Annotated in this window: 20 protein-coding genes, 1 tRNA gene, 2 rRNA genes and 1 riboswitch (1 of these 24 running past the window's edge); of the genes, 13 read left to right on the forward strand and 10 right to left on the reverse strand. The window is 60.6% G+C overall.

The features are described 5' to 3' along the window. The first annotated feature begins 63 nt into the window (after window positions 1-63). The 4 genes from Tal182_RS20180 to queE all read left to right on the forward strand — a co-directional run bounded on the left by Tal182_RS20180 (window position 64) and on the right by queE (window position 3,023). Entirely contained in the window at window positions 64-1,116 is a 1,053-nt protein-coding gene (locus Tal182_RS20180) for a LacI family transcriptional regulator (protein ID WP_085860545.1), read from the forward strand. Window positions 1,117-1,231: 115 nt separating this feature from the next. Further along, entirely contained in the window at window positions 1,232-1,942 is a 711-nt protein-coding gene (gene queC, locus Tal182_RS20185) for a 7-cyano-7-deazaguanine synthase QueC (RefSeq protein WP_085860546.1), read from the forward strand. After that, on the forward strand, window positions 1,942-2,298 hold the full coding sequence (gene queD, locus Tal182_RS20190) for a 6-carboxytetrahydropterin synthase QueD (RefSeq protein WP_064805162.1): 357 nt from the start codon (window positions 1,942-1,944) through the stop codon (window positions 2,296-2,298). The genes queC and queD overlap by 1 nt, the downstream gene beginning before the upstream one ends. Further along, a complete protein-coding gene (gene queE, locus Tal182_RS20195) occupies window positions 2,295-3,023 on the forward strand; it encodes a 7-carboxy-7-deazaguanine synthase QueE (protein ID WP_085860547.1) in 729 nt (242 codons plus the stop codon). Before queD ends, queE begins: the two co-directional genes overlap by 4 nt. A gap of 110 nt (window positions 3,024-3,133) precedes the next feature. Here queE and Tal182_RS20200 read toward each other — a convergent pair whose 3' ends face one another. From Tal182_RS20200 to Tal182_RS20225, 6 genes are all read right to left on the reverse strand, one after another. After that, the gene (locus Tal182_RS20200; protein WP_085860548.1) at window positions 3,134-4,357 is read right to left on the reverse strand and encodes an adenylate/guanylate cyclase domain-containing protein; all 1,224 of its coding nucleotides are present in this window, start codon (window positions 4,355-4,357) and stop codon (window positions 3,134-3,136) included. 103 nt (window positions 4,358-4,460) lie between these two features. Continuing rightward, window positions 4,461-5,435, reverse strand: coding sequence for a class 1b ribonucleoside-diphosphate reductase subunit beta (gene nrdF / locus Tal182_RS20205; protein ID WP_085860549.1), 975 nt, complete (start codon window positions 5,433-5,435; stop codon window positions 4,461-4,463). A 193-nt stretch (window positions 5,436-5,628) separates the two neighbouring features. Then, entirely contained in the window at window positions 5,629-7,797 is a 2,169-nt protein-coding gene (gene nrdE / locus Tal182_RS20210) for a class 1b ribonucleoside-diphosphate reductase subunit alpha (protein ID WP_085860550.1), read from the reverse strand. Then, window positions 7,776-8,189 (reverse strand): class Ib ribonucleoside-diphosphate reductase assembly flavoprotein NrdI, encoded by a 414-nt coding sequence (gene nrdI, locus Tal182_RS20215; RefSeq protein ID WP_064811425.1) that lies wholly within the window; start codon window positions 8,187-8,189, stop codon window positions 7,776-7,778. Before nrdI ends, nrdE begins: the two co-directional genes overlap by 22 nt. Before the next feature lie 13 nt (window positions 8,190-8,202). Then, the gene (nrdH, locus tag Tal182_RS20220) at window positions 8,203-8,424 is read right to left on the reverse strand and encodes a glutaredoxin-like protein NrdH (protein ID WP_085860551.1); all 222 of its coding nucleotides are present in this window, start codon (window positions 8,422-8,424) and stop codon (window positions 8,203-8,205) included. 261 nt (window positions 8,425-8,685) lie between these two features. Then, window positions 8,686-8,912: riboswitch (cobalamin riboswitch) on the reverse strand. A gap of 410 nt (window positions 8,913-9,322) precedes the next feature. Then, window positions 9,323-11,560, reverse strand: a complete 2,238-nt coding sequence (locus Tal182_RS20225) for a heavy metal translocating P-type ATPase (RefSeq protein ID WP_085861003.1) — start codon at window positions 11,558-11,560, stop codon at window positions 9,323-9,325. 70 nt (window positions 11,561-11,630) lie between these two features. Here Tal182_RS20225 and Tal182_RS20230 point away from each other — a divergent pair, with 70 nt between their 5' ends. Beyond that, window positions 11,631-12,053: a helix-turn-helix domain-containing protein gene (locus Tal182_RS20230; RefSeq protein WP_085860552.1), complete on the forward strand. Its 423-nt coding sequence runs from the start codon at window positions 11,631-11,633 to the stop codon at window positions 12,051-12,053. A 67-nt stretch (window positions 12,054-12,120) separates the two neighbouring features. Then, window positions 12,121-13,329, forward strand: a complete 1,209-nt coding sequence (locus Tal182_RS20235) for a TIGR03862 family flavoprotein (protein ID WP_085860553.1) — start codon at window positions 12,121-12,123, stop codon at window positions 13,327-13,329. Window positions 13,330-13,374: 45 nt separating this feature from the next. Here Tal182_RS20235 and msrB read toward each other — a convergent pair whose 3' ends face one another. Beyond that, a complete protein-coding gene (msrB, locus tag Tal182_RS20240; protein ID WP_085860554.1) occupies window positions 13,375-13,860 on the reverse strand; it encodes a peptide-methionine (R)-S-oxide reductase MsrB in 486 nt (161 codons plus the stop codon). Window positions 13,861-14,060: 200 nt separating this feature from the next. Here msrB and Tal182_RS20245 point away from each other — a divergent pair, with 200 nt between their 5' ends. The 7 genes from Tal182_RS20245 to Tal182_RS20275 all read left to right on the forward strand — a co-directional run bounded on the left by Tal182_RS20245 (window position 14,061) and on the right by Tal182_RS20275 (window position 20,666). Then, window positions 14,061-15,020, forward strand: coding sequence for a helix-turn-helix domain-containing protein (locus Tal182_RS20245; protein WP_085860555.1), 960 nt, complete (start codon window positions 14,061-14,063; stop codon window positions 15,018-15,020). A 166-nt stretch (window positions 15,021-15,186) separates the two neighbouring features. After that, on the forward strand, window positions 15,187-16,695 hold the full coding sequence (adh, locus tag Tal182_RS20250) for an aldehyde dehydrogenase (RefSeq protein WP_085860556.1): 1,509 nt from the start codon (window positions 15,187-15,189) through the stop codon (window positions 16,693-16,695). 219 nt (window positions 16,696-16,914) lie between these two features. Beyond that, complete coding sequence (locus Tal182_RS20255) at window positions 16,915-17,307, forward strand: DUF779 domain-containing protein (RefSeq protein ID WP_064811430.1); 393 nt, start codon at window positions 16,915-16,917, stop codon at window positions 17,305-17,307. 172 nt (window positions 17,308-17,479) lie between these two features. Then, the gene (locus Tal182_RS20260; protein WP_085860557.1) at window positions 17,480-18,076 is read left to right on the forward strand and encodes a DJ-1/PfpI family protein; all 597 of its coding nucleotides are present in this window, start codon (window positions 17,480-17,482) and stop codon (window positions 18,074-18,076) included. A 23-nt stretch (window positions 18,077-18,099) separates the two neighbouring features. Next, a complete protein-coding gene (locus tag Tal182_RS20265; protein ID WP_064805188.1) occupies window positions 18,100-18,450 on the forward strand; it encodes a ribbon-helix-helix domain-containing protein in 351 nt (116 codons plus the stop codon). A 214-nt stretch (window positions 18,451-18,664) separates the two neighbouring features. Next, window positions 18,665-19,372 (forward strand): SDR family NAD(P)-dependent oxidoreductase, encoded by a 708-nt coding sequence (locus tag Tal182_RS20270; RefSeq protein WP_085860558.1) that lies wholly within the window; start codon window positions 18,665-18,667, stop codon window positions 19,370-19,372. A gap of 163 nt (window positions 19,373-19,535) precedes the next feature. Next, window positions 19,536-20,666, forward strand: a complete 1,131-nt coding sequence (locus Tal182_RS20275; RefSeq protein WP_085860559.1) for a calcium:proton antiporter — start codon at window positions 19,536-19,538, stop codon at window positions 20,664-20,666. Between the two features lie 368 nt (window positions 20,667-21,034). Here Tal182_RS20275 and Tal182_RS20280 read toward each other — a convergent pair. The 3 genes from Tal182_RS20280 to Tal182_RS20290 form a co-directional block, all read right to left on the reverse strand. Further along, window positions 21,035-21,111: transfer RNA gene (locus Tal182_RS20280), tRNA-Met, on the reverse strand. A gap of 150 nt (window positions 21,112-21,261) precedes the next feature. Continuing rightward, a 5S ribosomal RNA gene (gene rrf, locus Tal182_RS20285) occupies window positions 21,262-21,376 on the reverse strand. A 212-nt stretch (window positions 21,377-21,588) separates the two neighbouring features. Next, window positions 21,589-22,928, reverse strand: a 23S ribosomal RNA gene (locus tag Tal182_RS20290) (it continues 1,460 nt past the right edge of the window).

Below are 22,928 nucleotides of genomic sequence, written 5' to 3' on the forward strand. Positions count from 1 at the left end.
CCCAGATTGCTCGCCCGAGTCATCGTGTTATTGTATCGGCAATTCCAGCATGGAAAGCCTAGAGTGACCGAACCGTCCCGGCCGCATCGCGGCGAAAATCTCGATATCATGCACAAGCGCGGCAAGCCGACCTTGCGAACGATCGCCACGATCGCCGGCCTTGCGGTGACAACCGTGTCGAGGGCGCTCTCCGATGCGCCGCAGATCTCTCTTGAAACCCGCCAGCGCGTGCACCGCATTGCCCGCGAGATCGGCTATCTCCCGGATCGTGCCGCCCAGCGTCTGAAGACCGGCCGCACCAACGTCGTCGCCATCTTGCTCGATCCACACGAGGAGGTGGTCGGCTTCACCACCTCGATCATGTACGGCATCGCCAAGGCGCTGAAAGAGACGCCCTACCATCTTGTCGTCGCCCCGAACTTCCTGTCGACGACCAACGCCGAAGCTGCCGAATACATCATCCGCAACCACCTTGCCGACGGGCTGATCTTCACGCGGACCGAGCCGCTCGATGCCCGCGTCCGCCTGCTGCTCGAAGCCGGCTTTCCCTTCATCTGTCACGGCCGCACCGAATTTTCGACACCGCATCCCTATGTCGACTACGACAATTTCACCTTTGCCTATGAAGCCACCCGCCGGCTGATCGCGAAGGGCCGCACAAAAGTGGCGGTGATCCTGCCGCCGAAGCGGCTGACCTTCTGCCAGCATATCCTGCACGGTTTCATGACGGCGGTGCGCGAGGCCGGCATCGCATACGAAATCCCCGAGATCGTCGATCTCGACACTCCGGCGGATGTGTTGCGCGACTTCATCCGCAGCCGCGCCGCCGCCCCGGGGGCTCCCGATGGTTTCGTTTGCCCCGGCGAAGTTTCGGCGCTTGCCGTCATCAGCGGCATGAGCGATGCCGGCCGCACACTCGCCGCCGACTATGATATCGTCGCCAAGGAGACATCCCGCCTTCTCACCCAATTGCAGCCTAAGGTCGACACGATCCATGAGGACCTGACGGCGGCGGGAGAGGATCTCGGCCGCATACTGCTGCAGCGCATTAACAACCCCGACGCCGAGGATCTGCACCTCCTGCTGTCGCCGCAGATCAACTTTCCGATCGGTTAGCCCGCCGGATCGAAGGGCGGTCATATTAAAACTGTTTTCATGGCGCGTGATTTGACTTAAAAGCACCGTGTAATCCGGTCGCAGCCCACCCGGTCAAAACAAGGGAATCCAAAATATGAAAACTATCGTCGTCTGCTCCGGCGGACTCGACTCCGTTTCGCTTGCCCACAGAATGGCAGCGGAAGAGCAGCTTATCGGTCTCGTCTCCTTCGATTACGGCCAGCGGCATCGCAAGGAACTCGACTTCGCCGCCAAATGCGCCGCGCGCCTTGCCGTCCCCCATCATATCATCGACATCGCCGCCATCGGCGGCCATCTCAGCGGATCGGCCCTGACCGACAATGTCGACGTTCCGGACGGCCATTACGCCGAGGAAACCATGAAGGCCACCGTGGTGCCCAACCGCAACGCCATCATGCTGGCGATCGCCTTCGGCCTGGCGGCCGCGCAAAAGGCGGATGCGGTCGCCGTCGCCGTGCACGGTGGCGACCACTTCATCTATCCCGACTGCCGGCCGGGCTTTATCGATGCTTTCCAGCACATGCAGGACGAAGCGCTGGACGGTTATGCCAGCGTCAGACTGCTTGCACCCTATGTCGACGTTCCCAAAGCGGCGATCGTGGCCGACGGCGCGAAACATGGGACACCGTTTGCGGAAACATGGTCCTGCTACAAGGGCGGCAGGCTTCATTGCGGACGCTGCGGCACCTGCGTCGAACGCCGCGAGGCTTTCCATCTCGCCGGCATTTCCGATCCGACGGAATACGAAGACGGGGATTTCTGGAAAGCGGCGGTGTCGCAATATTCAGCCGCGGAGGTGCGTTGATGTACCGCATCACCAAGGAGTTTCACCTGTCCGCTTCGCATCAGCTGGACCACCTGCCGGCCGATCATCAATGTGCCCGGCTCCATGGCCACAACTATGTCGTCATAGTCGAGCTTTCTGCAGAAACCCTGAATGACGATGGCTTCGTGCGTGACTATCACGACCTCTCGCCGCTCAAGCGCTATATCGACGAGACCCTCGATCATCGGCATCTGAACGACGTGTTCGGTCATTCGAAAGTCACCTCCGAGTTCCTGGCCAGGCATTTCTACGACTGGTGCAAGCAGCGCTTTCCCGAGACTTCGTCCGTCCGCGTCAGCGAAACGCCGAAAACCTGGGCGGAGTACCGGCCATGAGCGCGGAGACCATCCGCGTCAGCGAGATCTTCGGCCCGACCATACAGGGCGAAGGCGCATTGATCGGGCTGCCGACGGTATTCGTCAGGACGGGCGGCTGCGATTACCGCTGCTCCTGGTGCGATAGCCTTCATGCAGTCGATAGCGTGTTCCGGGATCAATGGATACCGATGTCCGTCGAGGCGATCTGGCAGGAGGTCACAAGACTTTCCGGAAGCAGACCGCTGACGGTTTCCCTTTCCGGAGGCAATCCGGCGATCCAGCCCCTGGGGCCGCTGATCGAACTCGGTCATGCCAAGGGATACCGCTTCGCGCTGGAAACGCAGGGAAGTGTGGCGCGGAACTGGTTTCGCGATCTCGATGTCCTGGTCTTGAGTCCCAAGCCGCCGTCGAGCGGAATGCAAACCGAGTGGGGGGAAATCGACGACTGTCTACGGCTTTCAGCCGGCGGGCCGGAGATCGTGCTGAAAGTCGTCGTCTTCGATGATCCCGATTATGCTTTCGCCCGAGAGGTGGGCCAGCGCTACCCCTATATTCCCTTGTACCTTCAGCCGGGCAATCACACGCCGCCCCCACCCGAAGACGACGACGCGCGCATCGATATCGACGGCGTGATGGATCGCATGCATTGGCTTGTCGAGAAGGTGACGGCCGACGGATGGTTTGCGCCACGCGTGCTGCCGCAACTGCACGTGCTGCTGTGGGGAAACAAGCGCGGCGTCTGAGCCCGCCTGAAGCGTGTCGCGATCTCTTTCAGATTCGCTCCACGCTTTAGGTCTTTGTTTTTACGCAGTTCGTTGTCGTAAAACCGCTGCGCACTTTTGCGCGACATGCTCTACCGCTCCGGGAAAGCAAAGACATCGACAGGCTCTCCGAGCCCGCGCAACGGGAAGGTGCCGAGACTGTCCATGTCTTTCGCGCAGCCTGCCATTTCGACGAAAGCCCGCGACAAGAGTACCGGACGCTTGACCTCCTTGGTCAGGCTTTCCAGCCGCGAGGCGACATTGACCGCCGGGCCGATGACGGTGAAATCCAGCCGTCGGCGAGAGCCAATATTGCCATACATGACGTCGCCGACATGCACACCGACGCCGTAGCGTAGCGGTTCGCGTCCCGTGCGCAGGTGCTCCTCGTTCAGCTTGGCCATCGACGCCTGCCCCTCGCGGATCGCCTCCAGCAGATCGAGGCAGGCCGTTTCCTTGGCCAATGGGAAGATCGCCAGCAGCCCGTCTCCCATGAACTTCAGGATTTCCCCGCCATGCCGTTCGATCGGGTCCGACATGGCATCGAAATAATCATTCAGAAGATGGATAACGTCGTCGCGCGGCCAGAGATCCGAGATCGCCGTGAAATCGCGCAGGTCGCAGATCATGATGGCCGCGCCGACGGTCGCGCCGCTGCCGCGGGTCGTGACACCCGACAGGATCTGCTCGCTCGCATGCGGACCGACATAGGTCTGCAGCAGCGTGCGCGCCATGATGTTCTTCAGCCTGATTTCGCTGACGAGGGTCAGGGCCGGCAGGAGATCGCGCAGGAAATCGACATGTTCGCTCGCAAAACCGCCCGGCCGGCAGGTGGAAAATGTCACGACATGCCGTTTGCCGAAGGTGTGTTCGATCGGCCAAGCGATATATTCGGTCAGGCCGTCGTCATGCAGTTCCTGATAGAATGAATCCAGGTCGCCGTCGGCTGCGCCTTCCAGCCGTTTGCGCAGCTCCTCGGCACCCTGATGGATCGCATTGATCGGACTGTTCAGAAACTCCGGCGTGTTTTCGATGCCATAGGCGAATGTGTCGATCTTGGCCTCCGCCAGACCTTCCTTCCACAGGATGCGGGCGCCGATCCATTGCGGATGGTTCGTGCGGAAATGCAGCGTCGCCCGCGTCACCGGCACCCCTGCCGAAAGCAGCTTGCCGCACATCTCGACCAGGATATTGTCGATGAAGCGCTCGCCGCGCGTCTCGTTCACCAGCCAGTCGAGAATCCGTCTCCTGCGGATCGGCCAGACACCCTCCTCCGCCTCAACGGCACTCCCGACCTTGCTTGGAAAAGACGACATCAAAAACTCCCGTTACGCCGCGTCACCGGCAAAAGCCGGATCCGATTTCCGCTGTATGTGGTCGACAGGCAGGCAAATGATAAGGGGAAACTGCGATCAAGTCTCAAAAATCCCAGTCTTCATCCTCGGTGGCCACTGCCTTGCCGATGACATAGGAGGACCCGGAGCCGGAGAAAAAGTCGTGGTTCTCGTCGGCATTCGGCGACAATGCCGAAAGGATCGCCGGATTGACCTTGCAGGCTTCGGCCGGGAACAGCGCCTCGTAGCCGAGGTTCATCAACGCCTTGTTGGCGTTGTAATGCAGGAACTTCTTGACGTCTTCGCTCAGCCCGACGCCGTCATAGAGCGCTTCGGTATATCGCGCCTCGTTGTCGTAGAGTTCGAGCAAGAGGTCGAAAGCGAAATCCTTGATCTCCAGCCGGCGCTCTTCGGAGAGCGTTTCAAGGCCGCGCTGGAACTTGTAGCCGATATAATAACCGTGCACCGCCTCGTCCCGGATGATCAGCCGGATCATGTCGGCCGTATTGGTGAGCTTGGCGCGGCTCGACCAGTACATCGGCAGGTAGAAGCCGGAATAGAACAGGAAGCTTTCGAGGAAGACACTGGCGACCTTCTTCTTCAGGGGATCGCCGGAGCGATACTGCTCGATGATCAGCGCCGATTTGCGCTGCAGGAATTCGTTCTCTTCCGACCAGCGATAGGCATCGTCGACATCGGGCGTCGAGCACAGCGTCGAGAAGATTGAGGAATAGGAGCGCGCATGCACCGCCTCCATGAAGGAGACATTGGATAGCACTGCCTCCTCATGCGGTGTCGCCGCATCCTCCATCAGCCTGATGGAGCCGACGCCGTTCTGGATCGTGTCGAGCAGGGTCAAACCGGTGAAGACCCGGATGGTCAGCTGCTGCTCGGCCGCCGTCAGCGTCGCCCAGGAAGGAATGTCGTTCGACAGCGGCACTTTCTCCGGCAGCCAGAAATTGCCGGTCAGCCGGTTCCAGACTTCGAGATCCTTGTCGTCCTCGATGCGGTTCCAATTGATGGCGCGCACGCGGGAGGCTGGCTTCAGTTGCATGTTCATTGTGGTCCCTCTTGAGGAATGTGTCCGGATTTGCCCCTCATCCGCCTGCCGGCACCTTCTCCCTGCCTGCGGGGCGAAGGATATGCCGCATCGGCTTCGTCAATCCTCGACACTGCGTTTGGCACGTCCCCTCTCCCCGTTTTTACGGGGAGAGGGTTAGAGTGAGGGGCAAATCCTCAGAAGCGAAATCAAATCACAACGTGCACGACACACACCCCTGCACTTCCGTACCCGAAAGCGCCATCTGGCGAAGGCGGATGTAGTAGATCGTCTTGATGCCCTTCTTCCAGGCGTAGATCTGCGCCTTGTTGATGTCGCGCGTCGTTGCCGTATCGCGGAAGAACAAGGTCAGCGACAGACCCTGGTCGACGTGCTGGGTCGCCGCCGCGTAGGTGTCGATGATCTTCTCCGGCCCGATCTCGTAGGCGTCCTGGTAATAATCGAGATTGTCGTTGGTCATGAACGGCGCCGGATAATAGACCCGGCCTATCTTGCCTTCCTTGCGGATCTCGATCTTCGAGACGATCGGATGGATGGAGGAGGTCGAGTGATTGATGTAGGAGATCGATCCCGTCGGCGGCACCGCCTGCAGGTTCTGATTATAGAGGCCGGAGGCCATCACCGCCTTTTTCAGCGCCACCCAGTCTTCCCTCGTCGGAATATGTATGCCGGCGTCGTCGAAAATTGACTGCACCTTCTCGGTCGCCGGCTTCCATTCCTGCTCGGTATATTTGTCGAAATATTCGCCCGAGGCGTATTTCGAATTCTCGAAACCCGTGAAGCGGGCGCCGCGCTCGACCGCCAGCAGATTCGAGGCTCGGATAGCGTGATAGGTCACCGTATAAAAATAGATATTGGTGAAGTCGACGCCTTCCTCGGAGCCGTAATAGATGCGTTCGCGGGCGAGGTAGCCGTGCAGGTTCATCTGGCCGAGCCCGATCGCATGGCTCTCGTCATTGCCCTTCTCGATCGACGGAACCGAGGAGATATGACTCATGTCGGAGACCGCCGTCAGCGCCCGGATCGAGGTCTCGATCGTCTTGCCGAAATCGGCTGAATCCATCGCCGCCGCAATGTTCAGCGAACCGAGATTGCAGGAAATATCCTTGCCGAGATCCCTATAGGAGAGATCATCGTTATATTGGCTCGCCTCGCTCACCTGCAGGATCTCCGAGCAGAGATTGCTCATGGAGATGCGCCCGGCCACCGGGTTCGCCCGATTCACCGTGTCCTCGAACATGATGTAGGGATAACCGCTTTCGAACTGGATTTCGGCGATCACCTGGAAGAATTCGCGCGCCTTGATCTTCTTCTTCGAAATACGGGCGTCCGTCACCATCTCCCGGTACTTTTCCGTCACCGAAATCTCGGTGAAGGGCACACCATAGACGCGTTCCACGTCGTAGGGCGAGAATAGGTACATGTCCTCATTGTTCCTGGCGAGTTCGAAGGTGATGTCGGGCACGACGACGCCGAGCGACAGTGTCTTGATGCGGATTTTCTCGTCGGCATTTTCGCGCTTGGTGTCGAGAAAGCGAATGATGTCGGGATGATGGGCGTTGAGATAAACCGCGCCCGCCCCCTGGCGCGCACCGAGCTGGTTGGCATAGGAGAAGCTGTCTTCGAGCAGCTTCATCACCGGGATGATGCCGGAGGACTGGTTCTCGATCTGCTTGATCGGCGCACCGGCCTCCCGTATGTTCGTCAGCGACAAAGCCACGCCGCCACCGCGCTTCGACAATTGCAGCGCCGAATTGATCGACCGGCCGATCGATTCCATATTGTCTTCGACGCGCAACAGGAAACAGGAGACCAGTTCGCCGCGCTGCTTCTTGCCGGCATTGAGAAAGGTCGGCGTCGCCGGCTGGAAACGGCCGGATATGATCTCGTCGACCATGTCGCGGGCAAGGGCCTCGTCGCCCCGCGCCAAAGTCAGCGCCACCATGCAGATGCGGTCTTCGTAGCGCTCGAGATAACGTTTTCCGTCGAAGGTCTTCAGCGTGTAGCTGGTGTAATATTTGAAAGCGCCGAGGAAAGTGGGAAAACGGAATTTCCTGGCATAGGCCTGATCGAAAAGGTCGCGGACAAAATTGAAGGAATATTGGTCGAGCACCTCCTGCTCGTAATAGCCCTCAGTGACGAGGTAATCGAGCTTTTCTCGAAGATTGTGAAAAAACACGGTGTTCTGGTTCACATGCTGCAGGAAATATTGCCTGGCCGCCATGCGATCCTTGTCGAGTTGGATCTTGCCGTCATCGTCATAGAGGTTCAGCATCGCGTTCAGCGCGTGATAATCGAGCGTTTCAGCCGCCTTCAGCGGTTTTGCGCCCGCATCCCGCGTCAGATTTGTTCCCGTGTCCAAAATCGTCCCATCCCGTCTTTGACATTGGCGACATCCTCGGCCGTTCCCAGAAGCTCGAACCTGTAGAGATACGGCACCTGGCACTTCTTCGAGATGACATCGCCGGCTAGCCCGTAGGTCTCGCCGAAATTGCTGTTGCCCGCGGCAATCACGCCGCGGATGTTGGAGCGGTTTTCCGCATCGTTGAGGAAGCGGATCACCGGCTTGGGCACGGCTCCCTTTACGATCCCGGGGCCGCCGTCGCCGCAATAGGTAGGCAAGATCAGCACATAAGGTTCGCGGATATGGATGTCCTCAGCGCCAAGGGGAATGCGCGCCGCGCGCAGCCCCAGCTTCTCGACGAAACGATGGGTATTTCCGGATCGGCTGGAATAATAGACGATCAGCCCCATCGCTTTTCTCAGCTCAGGAAAGCGCGCTGATCATGTCGGGTCGGAAACCCGCCCAATGCTGGCTGCCGGCAACCACGACCGGAACCTGCATGTAGCCCATGCCGCGCACACGATCGAGCGCTTCGGCATCCTGGGAAATATCGACGATTTCATAGTCCACGCCCAGGCGGTCGAGGGCGCGGTAGGTGGCAGTGCATTGGACGCAGGCCGGCTTGCTGTAAACGGTAACGCTCATCATGTTCCTCGTGATGTCAATGGATTCAGGACGCAGGGCTGGATCGGGCGCCGTACGGCGTCCGGGACAATGCTTGATAATGATGTGGCAAGGTTGGCGCTTTAAACGCCTGATATCATCCCTCGCAGGATGTGCGCGGGCGACGGCCTTGATGTTCTCGACATGACTTCAAACCCCGAAGTGCTCATGCGGACGTTCGGGGCAGCGCAACAGGCGCGGATCATTCCGCATTCGATCACGCGACCTTCCGTACACCCCGCCCGTGGACGTTTCGTTCAAGGCAGGTCTCCTGGCTCGCGGGTCAAAGCACTCTGCTCCAGCCTTCCCAAGGCATCATGCCTCAGTGACCTGAAATTGGGCAGTTGCTCGCCGCTTACAGTTGCGGGGGCAGCTCCGGCATCGCCGCGCCATGATGGCGCAACGCACCGTATTCCCGTCTTAGCCCTCGATCCTCACGAATCGAGGGAACCTCGAACACTAGATATAGTACGCGAATCCAAATTCACGTCAACGGATGGTTTGTGCATTGCGTTACGGCAGGTTTGAAATCGCTGTATTCCTGTGAAAAACAGGGATAACGAAAGCTTAACGAAAACAGGCTGTGGAGAAGGCCTCGACGTGAACCGGCCGGCAAGCTGCCTCCTAGGCTGCTGACAAAGCACTGCAACCCGCGACGTCATCCTCGGCCTTGTGCCGAGGATCTGCGCACGTCCAATTAAGCATCTGAAAATTAAACCGTTTTCCTGTCTAATAGTTGCGGTGGTTAGATGCTCGGCACAAGGCCGAGCATGACGGAGGAGACTTTGTCAGCAAACTGAGAGCCGGCAGATGGCCGGCTCCGCTATTTTCGATTCCCGGGGTAGGCCCGAATCGGCAGTCTTCCCACCGCCAGTCGGGTTCATACCTTTATCCGAAGCAATCGCAGCGCATTGATCGTCACCAGCACGGTGGCGCCGGTATCGGCGAGGATCGCCGGCCAGAGCCCGGTAATGCCGGCGATCGTGGTCACCAGAAAGAAAGCCTTCAGCCCGAGGGCGATGGTGATATTCTGCAAGATATTGCGCATCGTGCGCTTGGAAAGCGCGATCATCCGCGCCACGTCGCCGACGCGTCCGTGCAGCACGGCGGCATCGGCCGTCTCCAGCGCCACATCCGTGCCGCCACCCATGGCGATGCCGATATCGGCGGCAGCGAGCGCCGGCGCGTCGTTGATGCCGTCGCCGACCTTGGCGACAACGAAACCTTCGCGCTTCAATTCACCGACGACCCGCTGCTTGTCCTCGGGCATCATCTCGCCGCGCCAGTCGATGCCGAGCATGCCGGCGACGGCGGCCGCCGTCCGCTTGTTGTCGCCCGTCAGCATCATCGCCTTGACACCGGCCGATTTGAGCGCCGAGAGCCCCACTTCGGCATCCTCGCGCGGCTCGTCGCGCATGGCGATCAGGCCGGCCGCAGCGCCATTGACGAGCAGCACCGATACGCTCTTGCCCTCATCATTGAGCCCTGCAATACGCGCCTCCTGTTCCCCGTTGAGCGCCCCACGCTCGCGTGCGGCAGGCGGCGATAAGAGATCCACTGTCTCGCCGCCGACCTTGCCGGTGACCCCCTTGCCCGGCAGCGCTTCCAGTTCGAAGGCGGGCGGCACGGGCACGCCGTCCGCTTTGGCGCGGTGGAGAATCGCCAGTGCCAGCGGATGGCTGGAGCCCTGCTCGAGCACAGCCGCGCGCGACAGGAGCTGCGCCTCGCTCAATCCGAAGGAAAGGATGTCGGTGACCCGAGGCTTGCCTTCCGTCAGCGTGCCCGTCTTGTCGAAGGCGACCATCGTCACCTTGCCGAGCGTCTCCAGGACCGCTCCGCCCTTCATCAGCAGCCCGCGCCGTGCGCCCGCCGACAGCGAAGCGGCGATCGCCGCCGGCGTCGAGATGACGAGGGCGCAGGGGCAGCCGATCAGCAGGATGGCAAGGCCTTTGTAGATCCATTCACTCCACGCGCCGCCGAAAAACAGCGGCGGAATGACCGCGACCAGTGCGGCGACGACGACGACACCTGGCGTGTAGTAGCGCGAAAACCGATCGATGAACCGCTCCGTCGGCGCCTTCGATTCCTGCGCTTCTTCCACCAGCTTGACGACGCGAGCGATGGTATTGTCGGCAGCGGCTGCCGTGACGCGAACCCTGAGCACCGCATCGCCATTGACCGTACCGGCATAGACGACGGCATCGACGCCCTTACGCACCGGCGTGCTCTCGCCCGTCACCGGAGCCTCGTCGATCGCGCTCTCGCCTGATACGATGACGCCGTCGGCAGAGATGCGGTCGCCGGGACGAACCATGATGACCGCGCCGACGGCAAGACTTTCCGCCGGCACCTCGCGCATCTGCCCATTGTCTTCGAGCAGCGCGGTCTTCGGCACCAGGGCCGTCAGCGACTGGATGCTTTCACGCGCCCTGCCCGCCGCCACGCCTTCGAGCAGCTCGCCGACGAGGAACAGGAATACGACCGTTGCCGCTTCCTCGCCCGCATTGATGATGACGGCGCCGACGGCGGCGATCGTCATCAGCATCTCGATCGAAAACGGCGTGCCTGACAAAGCCGCCATGACGGCTCGCCGCGCAATCGGCAGCAGACCGACCAGTATCGCGACCAAGAAGGCATAGGACGCGATCGCCGGCACCAGATGGCCGACGGCATAGGCGACAGCGAGTGCCGCACCCGAAAAAATGGCCAGGCGGCCTTTCCTGCTCCGCCACCAAGGACCGGTCATCGGCGCATGGTCGTGCCCATGCAGGCCTTCGATTTCCTTCTCGTCATGGGCATGGTCGTGATCATGCCCGGCATGGTCGTGATCGCCATGGCCATGAGCGGCATGATCGTGGTGATGGTGCGGGCGGCCTTCACGCGCGGGCGTCTCATTTCCGGTAAAGGGCGAGACGGAATAACCAAGCCCCGTCACCTTCCTCTCGACTGCCTCGAGATCGCTGCTGCCGTCATGCCGGACGGTCATGGTGCCTGTCACCACCGAGACGGTGACATCGGCAACGCCTGCTATGCGCCTGACTGCGGTGTCGATCTTGCTCGCGCAGGCGGCGCAATCCATGCCGCCGACCCTGTATCGTGTCTCGCTCGTCTCAGCCATATCCGCTTCCTTGTCAAACAGAAGCATCCCCCCTACATCCTCTAGCGACTAGAGGTGCAAGAGAAAAATCATGAAAAAGATCACGATTGGCGAGGCGGCCCGTCGAAGCGGTGTCAAGGTGCCAACGGTGCGCTATTACGAAAGCATCGGCCTGCTCGCGGCGCCGAGCCGCAGCGAAGGCAACCAGCGATCCTTCGAACCTGCCGACATCAGCCGCCTCGCTTTCATCCGCCACGCGCGCGAGCTCGGTTTCGAGATCGAGGCGATCCGCACGCTGCTCACCCTGCAGGATGATCCGCACCAATCCTGCGCCTCGGCCGATGCCATTGCCAAGGCCCGCCTTTTCGAGGTCGAGCAGCGCATCCGCAGCCTGATGGCGCTGAAGGCCGAACTGGAAACCATGGTGGAAGGCTGCGGCCACGGTCGCGTCGACCAATGCCGTGTCATCGAGGTTCTCGCCGACCACGGCCAGTGCACGCATTCGCATCACTGATCCCGGCCTTGCAGTCAAGGCGCAGCCGCGCCAAAACTGCACCGGAAAGAATCGGGCGAAGGCATCCATGAACCAGAAGCGAATTGCCATCATCGGCGGTGGCCCGGCGGGCCTGGCGGCAGCCGAACTGCTTTCGCTCTCCGGCCATGCGGTGACGGTCTACGACGCCATGCCGACCTTCGCCCGCAAGTTTCTGCTGGCCGGCAAGTCTGGGCTGAACATCACCCATTCCGAGGATTATGCCCGTTTCGTCACGCGCTTCGGCGCGGCCTCCGCCCGCCTGCGCCCGGCGCTCGATGCCTTTACCCCTGGCGATATCAGAGATTGGGCAGCAGGGCTCGGAACCGAGACTTTCGTCGGCTCGTCCGGCCGGGTTTTCCCTGATGTGATGAAAGCCTCGCCTTTGCTGCGCGCCTGGCTCAAACGGCTGGAGGCGCAGGGCGCTATGCTGCGCACCCGCCACCGCTGGATCGGTTTTGCCGATGGGGGCTATGTTTTCGAAACGCCGGAAGTACGCAGCATCGTCCATTGCGACGCAGCCCTCCTGGCGCTCGGCGGCGCCAGCTGGCCGCGCCTCGGCTCCGATGCAAGCTGGCTGCCGTGCCTATCGGAGAAGGGCGTCGAGATCGACGCCTTCCGGCCCGCCAATTGCGGCTTCGTCGTCGGCTGGAGCGAAAGCTTCCGCGAGCGTTTCGCTGGCGAGCCGGTGAAATCGGTCACCGCCACCTCCGATGCCGGCACCTTTCCCGGCGAATTCGTCATCAGCGCAAACGGCATCGAGGGCAGCCTGGTCTATGCCCATGCAGCAAGCCTTCGCGATCAACTGCTCAACCGCGGCAGCGCTGCCCTGACGCTCGACCTGGCCCCGGGTCGGACGACCGAAAGGCTGACCCGCGACCTCGCGCGCCAGGATGCCAAATCGAGCTTTTCGAACCGCCTGCGCAAGGGCGCCGGCCTCGACGGTGTTAAGGCGGCGCTGTTACGGGAGTTCGCACCCGAGCGCGACCGCGCAGATCCCGGACGCCTCGCCGGCGTGATCAAGTCCCTGCCGGTCCCGGTTCTCGACACGAGGCCGATCGGCGAGGCCATCTCCTCTGCCGGCGGCATCCGCTGGAGCAGCATCGATCAAGACTTCATGTTGAAGGCGCTGCCGGGCACCTTCGTCGCCGGCGAGATGCTCGACTGGGAAGCGCCGACCGGCGGCTATCTCCTCACCGCCTGCCTTGCGACAGGCCGCGCCGCCGCGCGCGGCATCGAGGCCTGGCTGCGCGGATAAGCGCCGGCGCTCGCAGGCTGAACAGCAAACAAGAACGTCCTTCGATCAGGCCGAGGCTGCACGAAACGTCATGACAAGACCATTCATGCAGTAGCGAAGTCCGGTTGGCTTCGGGCCATCATCGAAGACATGTCCGAGATGGCCGCCACAGCGGCTACAATGGACCGCCGTGCGCGCCATCCCGAAACTGGTGTCGTGTGTGGTGCCGACGGCATGGTCGAGCGGCGCCCAAAAGCTCGGCCAGCCGGTGCCGCTATCGAATTTGGTCGCCGAGGAAAAGAGCTTTTGCTCGCAGCCGACGCAGGCGAAAGTGCCCTTCCGCTCCTCATGCAGCAACGGGCTGCTGAAGGGATTTTCTGTGCCCGCCTGACGCAGGATGACGAATTGATCCGGCGTCAGCAGCTTATGCCATTCCTCATCGGTATGGGTCACCGCAAACGTTTCGCCGGCGATCGCCTTGCCGGCCAGGCTAACTCGAACGGCAAGCGCCCCGAAAACGGTCGTCATCAGCAACAATCGTCTGTTCAACATGATCAGGATCTCCCCATCTGACAAAGCCTTGCTCTGTAGGAAAATACGGGCGAGAGAAGTCTTTGTTACATTCTCACCGCTCAAACACCGAAATGTGATGCCGCCCCCTTTCGCCGCACGCTGACGACCGCCACGCGCCGCCTGATTGCAAACCCGCGGTTTTTCCATCAGACTGTGCTGAAGTTCCGTGGGAGGAGCAGATGCACGAACAGTCAGCGCACGCGGAGCATGTCTATACCTCTGCTCAGCGCGATTCCGCCGCGGCCAGTTCTCCGGTGGTCGCCTCGTGGCGGCGATGCATGACCATGCATCAGCTCGCCCCCGAGGATGAACGGGCGCCGCTGCGCCTGACCGATGAGGAATTTCGGCGCGCCCGCGAACAATCCGGGCAGTTGATCGCCAGCGCGACGGAAGAGCTCGATCGCCTCTTCACCACCGTCGGCAAGGCCGGCTGCTGCCTGCTTCTGACTGACAAGAATGGCATTGCGCTGGAGCGGCGGGGAGCGGCCGGCGACGACAAGGAATTCCGCGAACTCGGCCTCTGGACCGGCTCCGTCTGGACCGAGGCAAGCATCGGCACAAACGGCATCGGCACCGCGCTTGCCGATGAACGCGCCGTCGCCATCTTCCGCGACCAGCATTTCTTCTGCGCCAATACCAGCCTCAGCTGCACGACTGCGCCGATCCGCGATCATCGTGGCCGACTGGCCGCGGCCCTCGACATCTCCACCTGCCGTGAAGACGTCAACGAGATGACCCTGGCGATCCTGACGCAGACCGTACGCGATGCGGCGATGCGCATCGAACTCAACCTCTTCCGTTCGGCCTTTCCCAGCGCCCGCTTCCTGATGGTTCCGGCCGGCGCCAACTCGGCCGCCGCCCTGCTGGCCGTCGACCGGCATGACCTCGTGCTCGGGGCGACGCGCGCCGCCCGCATCGCGCTGCAGCTGGACGACAAGCGAATCGCCGCCGGCATTCCGGCCGCCGATGCTCTCCGCGAGGCGAGCGTCTCACAGCAGGAAGAGATGGTCGAGGCGGAGAAGGCCGCCTTGCTGCGGGCGCTGTCGCGCGCCGGCGGCAACGTCTCCCAGGCGGCGATCGCGCTTGGCATCAGCCGCGCCACCCTGCACAGGAAGATGAAGAAGCTCGACCTCCACTGATCGGCTTAAAGGTTCCGCCACGACGGCAATGGTGACGCGATCCTGTCGCAACTCTGCGACACTGTGCACTGCGGTATGAAAGAGCCGCCCTGTTCTCTTCGCCAAAACACGCACATTTTCTTCCCACTGGTTCACTTGGGAACCTGGCTCATCATGGGAGGATGACATGCTTCATCAGAAAATCGTCGAGTCGCCGTTCAAGCTGAAATACGGCAACTATATCGGCGGCGAATGGCGCGACCCGGTCGAAGGCAAGTATTTCGAAAACCTGACGCCGGTCACCGGCGGCAAGCTCTGCGACATTCCCCGTTCCGATGAAAAGGACATCAATCTCGCGCTCGACGCCACTCACGCGGCCAAGGAAAAATGGGGCCGCACCTCGGCTGCCGAGCGCTCCAATATCCTCATGAAGATCGCCCAGCGGATGGAAGACAAGCTGGAATTGCTCGCCCAGGCCGAGACCTGGGACAATGGCAAGCCGATCCGCGAAACGATGGCGGCCGACATTCCGCTGGCGATCGATCACTTCCGCTATTTCGCCTCCTGCATTCGCGCCCAGGAAGGCTCGATCGGCGAGATCGATCACGATACGATCGCCTATCACTTCCACGAGCCACTCGGCGTCGTCGGCCAGATCATTCCCTGGAACTTCCCGATCCTGATGGCGACGTGGAAACTGGCTCCGGCGCTTGCGGCCGGCAACTGCGTCGTCTTGAAGCCTGCCGAGCAGACGCCGGCCTCGATTCTGCTCTGGGCCGAACTGGTCGGCGATCTGCTGCCGCCCGGCGTGCTCAACATCGTCAACGGCTTCGGCATCGAGGCCGGCAAACCGCTGGCGACCAGCCCTCGGATCGCCAAGATTGCCTTCACCGGCGAAACAACGACAGGCCGGCTGATCATGCAATATGCCAGCCAGAACCTTATTCCGGTGACGCTGGAACTCGGCGGCAAGTCGCCGAACATCTTCTTCGCCGATGTGATGGCCGAGGATGACGACTTCCTCGACAAGGCGCTCGAAGGTTTTGCGATGTTTGCCCTCAACCAGGGTGAAGTCTGCACCTGCCCGAGCCGCGCCCTGGTTCAGGAATCGATCTATGACCGCTTCATGGAAAAGGCGGTCAAACGTGTCGAGGCGATCAAGCAAGGCAACCCGCTCGATCCGGCCACGATGATCGGCGCTCAGGCCTCGACGGAGCAGCTTGAGAAAATCCTCGCCTATCTCGATATCGGCAAGCAGGAAGGAGCTCAGGTTCTGGCTGGCGGCTCGCGTAACGATCTCGGCGGCGACCTGGCGAACGGCTATTACGTGAAGCCGACGATCTTCAAGGGCCACAACAAGATGCGTGTGTTCCAGGAGGAGATCTTCGGGCCGGTCGTTTCGGTCACGACGTTCAAAACCGAAAAGGAAGCGCTCGAAATCGCCAACGACACGCTCTACGGTCTTGGTGCCGGTGTCTGGAGCCGCGACGCCAATCGCTGCTACCGTTTCGGCCGCGAGATCCAGGCCGGCCGCGTCTGGACCAACTGCTATCATGCCTACCCCGCCCATGCCGCCTTCGGCGGCTACAAGCAATCCGGCATCGGCCGCGAAACCCACAAGATGATGCTCGAGCATTACCAGCAGACCAAGAACATGCTGGTCAGCTACAGCCCGAAGGCACTCGGATTCTTCTGAAATGCTTTCAGCTTAGCGGGAGAGGCTGAAGACCCCTCCCCAACCCCTTCCCGCGAGGGGGAGGGGCTTATGATACCGCCCCACCAGCTTTCCTTGCCGAAGTCTCAGCAAGCCGACACGTCGCTTTTAGAACGGGGCAGTTCAACAAGTTAAGCCCCTCCCTCTTGTGGGGGGGGGGTGGGGAGGGAACCCCCTTTCCAGAACCTTGGAGGAAGAACCATGGAAACGACCGTCAATGGCGAACCGCGTGTTCTCGCAACCGATGCGGCCCTCGATCTGATCGCAGAAATCAAGCGGGATCATCCCGATATCCTCTTCCACCAGTCCGGCGGCTGCTGCGACGGCTCCTCCCCCATGTGTTATCCCGCCAATGAGTTCATGGTCGGCGACAGTGACATCAAGCTCGGCGAGATCGGCGGCGTGCCGGTCTATATCAGCGTCAGCCAGTTCGAGGCGTGGAAACATACTCAGCTCATCATCGACGTCGTGCCGGGCCGCGGCGGCATGTTCTCGCTCGACAACGGCCGCGAGAAACGCTTTCTCACCCGTTCCCGTCTCTTCGGCGGCGGCGAGGCCTGTGCCGTCCCGGATGCGACAGTCAGGAAGGTCTGATCCCTGCCGCCCGATGGATGCAACGGTTTTACATCCAGGAGAGGATCTGAGAGCACTCTCGTCGTGATGCTCACTTTCTTCCGGCCGAGAATTTCGTCTGTAGTATTCCCATAGTACCTGCTGCTGAGCGGTCTTTGTTAATCTTCGTCTGTTGGTTTCAAAGGAGGATGCGATGCCAGCTTCTAAGATCCTGATGATCACGGGTGATTTCACCGAAGATTATGAAACGATGGTGCCGTTTCAGACACTGCTCGCCTGCGGCTATACCGTCGATGCCGTCTGCCCCGGCAAAAAGGCGGGCGAGACCGTCGCCACCGCGATTCATGATTTCGAGGGCGATCAGACCTACTCGGAAAAACGCGGCCATGATTTCGCGCTGAACGCCACTTTCGACAGCGTGCGGGCGGAGGATTACGATGCCCTGGTCATCCCCGGCGGCCGCGCGCCGGAATATCTTCGCCTCAATGCCGACGTCATCAAATCGGTCCGGCATTTCTTCGATGCCGGAAAACCCGTTGCAGCCATTTGCCACGGCGCACAGCTGCTTGCCGCCGCCGGAGTGCTGAAGGGCCGCACCTGCTCGGCCTATCCCGCCTGCCGGCCGGAAGTCGAACTTGCCGGCGGCATTTACGCCGATATTTCAATCACCGATGCCATCTCGGACGGCAACCTGGTCACTGCGCCAGCCTGGCCGGCGCATCCCTCCTGGCTGCGGCAGTTCATGGCCGTACTCGATGCCTCGTCAATACCTGAAACCAACGCCGCCTGACGAGGCGGCGCCGGGAGGACGACATGTGTGAACTCTTCATCAAGGCGGATGCGCGGCTATGGGAAAGCACCACCCGGTCGTTGCGCATCGACGGCATGGTCACCAGCGTCAGGCTGGAGAACTTCTTTTGGTCGAAGCTTGAGGAAATTGCGCGGCGCGACGGCATGAACGTCGTGCAGCTGATTACCCGGCTGCACCATGAATCGATCGATGCCGGCCATGATCTCGGGAACTTCACATCCTTCCTGCGCGTCTGCTGCGCCCGATATCTCGACCTGCAGCTCGCCGGTGACATCCCGGCAGATGTCACCCGCCCGATCTCTGAGTTGGATGCGCCGGTCATCCTCGGCCGCGAACGGGAAAAATATCACTGAAGGCAAAAACGATTAGAGCGGTTCTGCGCTTCCGTGAAAAGCTGAACCGCTCTAGTCCGACGAACCTGGGATGATCACAGACGGAGCTCTCAGCTCCGCCAGCATTCTCAAGATACCTGACTGGCGCGGCTGCGCAGGGGTTGCGTTGCGGCGCAGCCTGGACCAACAATGCGCGGCATCATCCAGCACCGGCACCGTCAGGAGATCGCTTGCCATGAACGACCAGAAAGCCGTGATCGTCACGGGAGCCGGCGGCAACCTCGGCAGCGCCGTTGTCCGGGAGCTTGCAGGCGCCGGCGTAAAACTCGTCTGCATGAACCGTTCGAGCCAGGAGCTGGAAACTTTGGCCGGTGAGCTTCCCGCGTCCACGGAGTTTCTCTCGATCGCCGGAACGGATCTCACCGACTACGCCTCCTGCGCTGCCGCCGTCGCCCGAGCCGTCAAGCGCTTCGGCGGCGTAGGCGCATTGGTCAACACCGTCGGCGGTTTTCAAATGGGACCGGTTGGGCCGGAGGCCCCCGCGCAATGGGATACCATGATGACGGCAAACGCCCGTACCGCGCTGACGATCAGCGCGGCGGTTCTCCCGACGATGAAGGCCGCAGGCTACGGCCGCATCGTACACGTCGCTGCGATGCCCGGCCTGAAGGCCGGCCCTAACCAGGCCGCCTATGCAGCCTCGAAAGCTGCCGTCATCCGGCTGACGGAAGCGCTTGCTGCCGAATGCCGCGATGATCGCATCACCGCCAACTGCATTCTGCCCGGCACGATCGACACGCCCGAGAATCGTGCTGCCATGCCCAATGCAAAAACGGACGCCTGGGTATCGCCGCAGTCGATCGCCCGGCTCATCGCCTTCCTGATATCGCCCGCCGCAGCCGTCGTTACCGGCGCAGCGATCCCGGCCACCGGCCGCGAATAGGCAAGCGGTGCGCATTCGGAATGGTCACTGCCATCTGGCCTGGAGTACGGTCCTTTTGCTATTGTGGGCCGACGACAAATGAACGACGTTTATCTCGGGATCGAGCAGGCGATGGTGTCAATGATCGCATTGTGGCGGCATCTGCCGGATCACGGTGGTTGCGATGGCTGACGGGCCGGCATTGCCCACCGGCGCAACCGATCTGATGCGCGAAGAATGGTTCCTGGGCGTCAGCATCGCGACGAGCTTGGCCTTCCTTGTTTTCCAGGACGATCTCTTCAGCCGACTTCCCGATCCGCTTTGGTTCACCGTCGTTTTCGCGTGGCTATTTGCCGTCGTGCTCGGTTCGGCTCTGTCGGTCGTGCGGCAGGCGGATCACCTGGCGGAGCGCCTTAAGGAACCTTATGGCACCCTTATTCTGACGCTCGCCATTACTTCGATCGAAGTGATGGCGATTTCCGCCGTGATGATTCATGGCGAAAACAACCCGACGCTGGCCCGCGACACTTTGTTTGCGGTCGTCATGATCATCCTGAACGGCATGGTCGGCTTGTCATTGCTCTTGGGTGCATGGCGACGGCCGGAGCAACAGCATAACCTCCAGGGCGCCAACGCCTATCTCGGCGTCATCGTGCCCTTGGCAACGCTCAGCCTGGTGATGCCGACATTTCTTTCCGGCCCGGACGGGCAGCACCCGTCGGCGCCGCGGCAATTGATCCTCGGCATACTCTCCGTCGGCCTTTATGCCACGTTTCTGTTTCTGCAAGCCGGTCGCCATCAGGACTATTTCACCGACGGCAGCAATCGCCGCGAACCTCCTGGCGAAGCAGCGCTTTACCACGAGCCGGTGTGGCCTCATGCCCTGTTGCTGTTCGCCTATATGGGGCCTGTGGTGTTCCTGGTCGAACAACTCGCGCGGCCGATCGATTACATCATCGAAACCCTGCGGGCGCCAACCGCATTTGGCGGTGTCGTCATGGCCGTTCTTGTCGCGACCCCCGAGGCAATCAGCGCCGTGCGTGCATCCATCGCCAACAATCTTCAGCGCTCCGTTAATATTTTTCTCGGGTCGGTTTTGTCGACGATCGGGCTGACCGTGCCGGCGATGCTCGTCATCAGCCGCCTTTATGGACACCCGGTAACACTCGGTCTGGAGCATGGAGATCTTGTGATGCTGCTGCTCACTCTTGCCGTCAGCATCATCACCTTTGCCAGCGGTCGCACGCATCTGATGCAGGGTGCGGTCCATCTCGTGCTTTTCCTGGCTTACGTCCTGTTGATTTTCCAGCAATGATGTCCGGCATGCGGGAACTGACCAGCGAAGATGAAGTCCTCGCGCCAGCGATAGCTGAGCGTGGTGTTGCAGGAGATGAAGGGAAGATTGGTTGCGGGGGCGGGATTTGAACCGTTCGCAGGCGTACTTTTTCAGGTTATGGTGAGCTTTAGCGAACGACGAGCTACGGTCGCTAAGGGAAAGCGGAGCTTTTCCACCAGCGATAAAGGCTTTGTGATACTTGGAGAGGGAAGGTTGGTTCGGGGCGTGCTTTGGGGTTTTCTGTCCCGTGGCGTCGGCTTTGCCTGCTTGCAGGCCCCTGATGAGGCGTTAACTCCTCGACCGTTATCAAAACAAAAAGCCCGCTTTTGGCGGGCTTTTGGGACTTTTGGTTGCGGGGGCAGGATTTGAACCTGCGGCCTTCAGGTTATGAGCCTGACGAGCTACCGGGCTGCTCCACCCCGCGGAAGTATTATAACACGAAAGGCCGCTTTTGAGCGGCCCTTTGTTCGGCTTTGGGCCGTTGGATTGTGATTGAGAAGATAGTCTTTGTTGACGCATGCAGCTTACCGAAGCCTGACGGCTCCGGGCGCATGCGTTGAGTTGCGATTTGCAGACCTGGCAGCGACCTACTCTCCCGCGTCTTAAGACGAAGTACCATGGGCGCAGGGGCGTTTCACGGCCGTGTTCGGAAAGGGAACGGGTGCAGCCACCCCGCCATAACCACCAGGTCGGCAAAGCGCAACTTTGTTTGAGAAGCTGGCAGGCGTTAGCCTGTTTTGTTTTGAACACGTCTTTGATCTTTCCGGCTGCGGGTGCTTGTGGCACCGATACAGGCCAGAGGCCGTCGCGCTTTGTGGCGCGGGCCGTCCGCAGCGCCCTTGGCGCGTCAGGACAAGGTCAGGCATCATCAGCCTTTGGCTGATGAGCATGAACAATGAGAACGATCAAGCCGATCGAGCTATTAGTACCGGTAAGCTTCATGCGTTGCCGCACTTCCACACCCGGCCTATCAACGTGGTCGTCTTCCACGGCTCTGATAGGGAACACTCGTTTTCAGGTGGGTTTCCCGCTTAGATGCCTTCAGCGGTTATCCCGTCCATATATAGCTACCCTGCTATGCCCTTGGCAGGACAACAGGTCCACCAGAGATATGTCCATCCCGGTCCTCTCGTACTAGGGACAGATCCTGTCAATATTCCTACACCCACGGCAGATAGGGACCGAACTGTCTCACGACGTTCTGAACCCAGCTCACGTACCGCTTTAATTGGCGAACAGCCAAACCCTTGGGACCTGCTCCAGCCCCAGGATGCGATGAGCCGACATCGAGGTGCCAAACAACCCCGTCGATATGGACTCTTGGGGGTCATCAGCCTGTTATCCCCGGCGTACCTTTTATCCGTTGAGCGATGGCCCTTCCACGCGGGACCACCGGATCACTATGACCGACTTTCGTCTCTGCTCGACTTGTCAGTCTCGCAGTCAGGCGGGCTTATGCCATTGCACTCGACGACCGATTTCCGACCGGTCTGAGCCCACCATCGCGCGCCTCCGTTACTCTTTCGGAGGCGACCGCCCCAGTCAAACTACCCACCATACACTGTCCCGGACCCGGATGACGGGCCGCGGTTAGACATCCATGACGATAAGGGTGGTATTTCAAGGATGGCTCCACGGAAACTGGCGTCCCCGCTTCAAAGCCTACCACCTATCCTACACATGCCGACACGAATGCCAGTGTAAAGCTATAGTAAAGGTGCACGGGGTCTTTCCGTCTGACCGCAGGAACCCCGCATCTTCACGGGGAATTCAATTTCACTGAGTCTATGTTGGAGACAGCGGGGAAGTCGTTACGCCATTCGTGCAGGTCGGAACTTACCCGACAAGGAATTTCGCTACCTTAGGACCGTTATAGTTACGGCCGCCGTTTACTGGGGCTTCGATTCAAAGCTTGCACCTCTCCTCTTAACCTTCCAGCACCGGGCAGGCGTCAGACCCTATACGTCGTCTTGCGACTTCGCAGAGCCCTGTGTTTTTGATAAACAGTCGCTACCCCCTGGTCTGTGCCACCCCACAAGAGTTGCCTCATATGGGGTCACGCTTCTTCCGAAGTTACGCGTGCAATTTGCCGAGTTCCTTCAACATAGTTCTCTCAAGCGCCTTGGTATACTCTACCTGACCACCTGTGTCGGTTTCGGGTACGGTCTATACGGTGGAGCTATTTCCTGGAACCGCTCCGCTGCCCTGATAATCCAATAAACCAGAACAACTTGTGCAATC

This window comes from Rhizobium sp. TAL182 (genome assembly GCF_002117725.1).
Taxonomy (GTDB): domain Bacteria; phylum Pseudomonadota; class Alphaproteobacteria; order Rhizobiales; family Rhizobiaceae; genus Rhizobium; species Rhizobium esperanzae.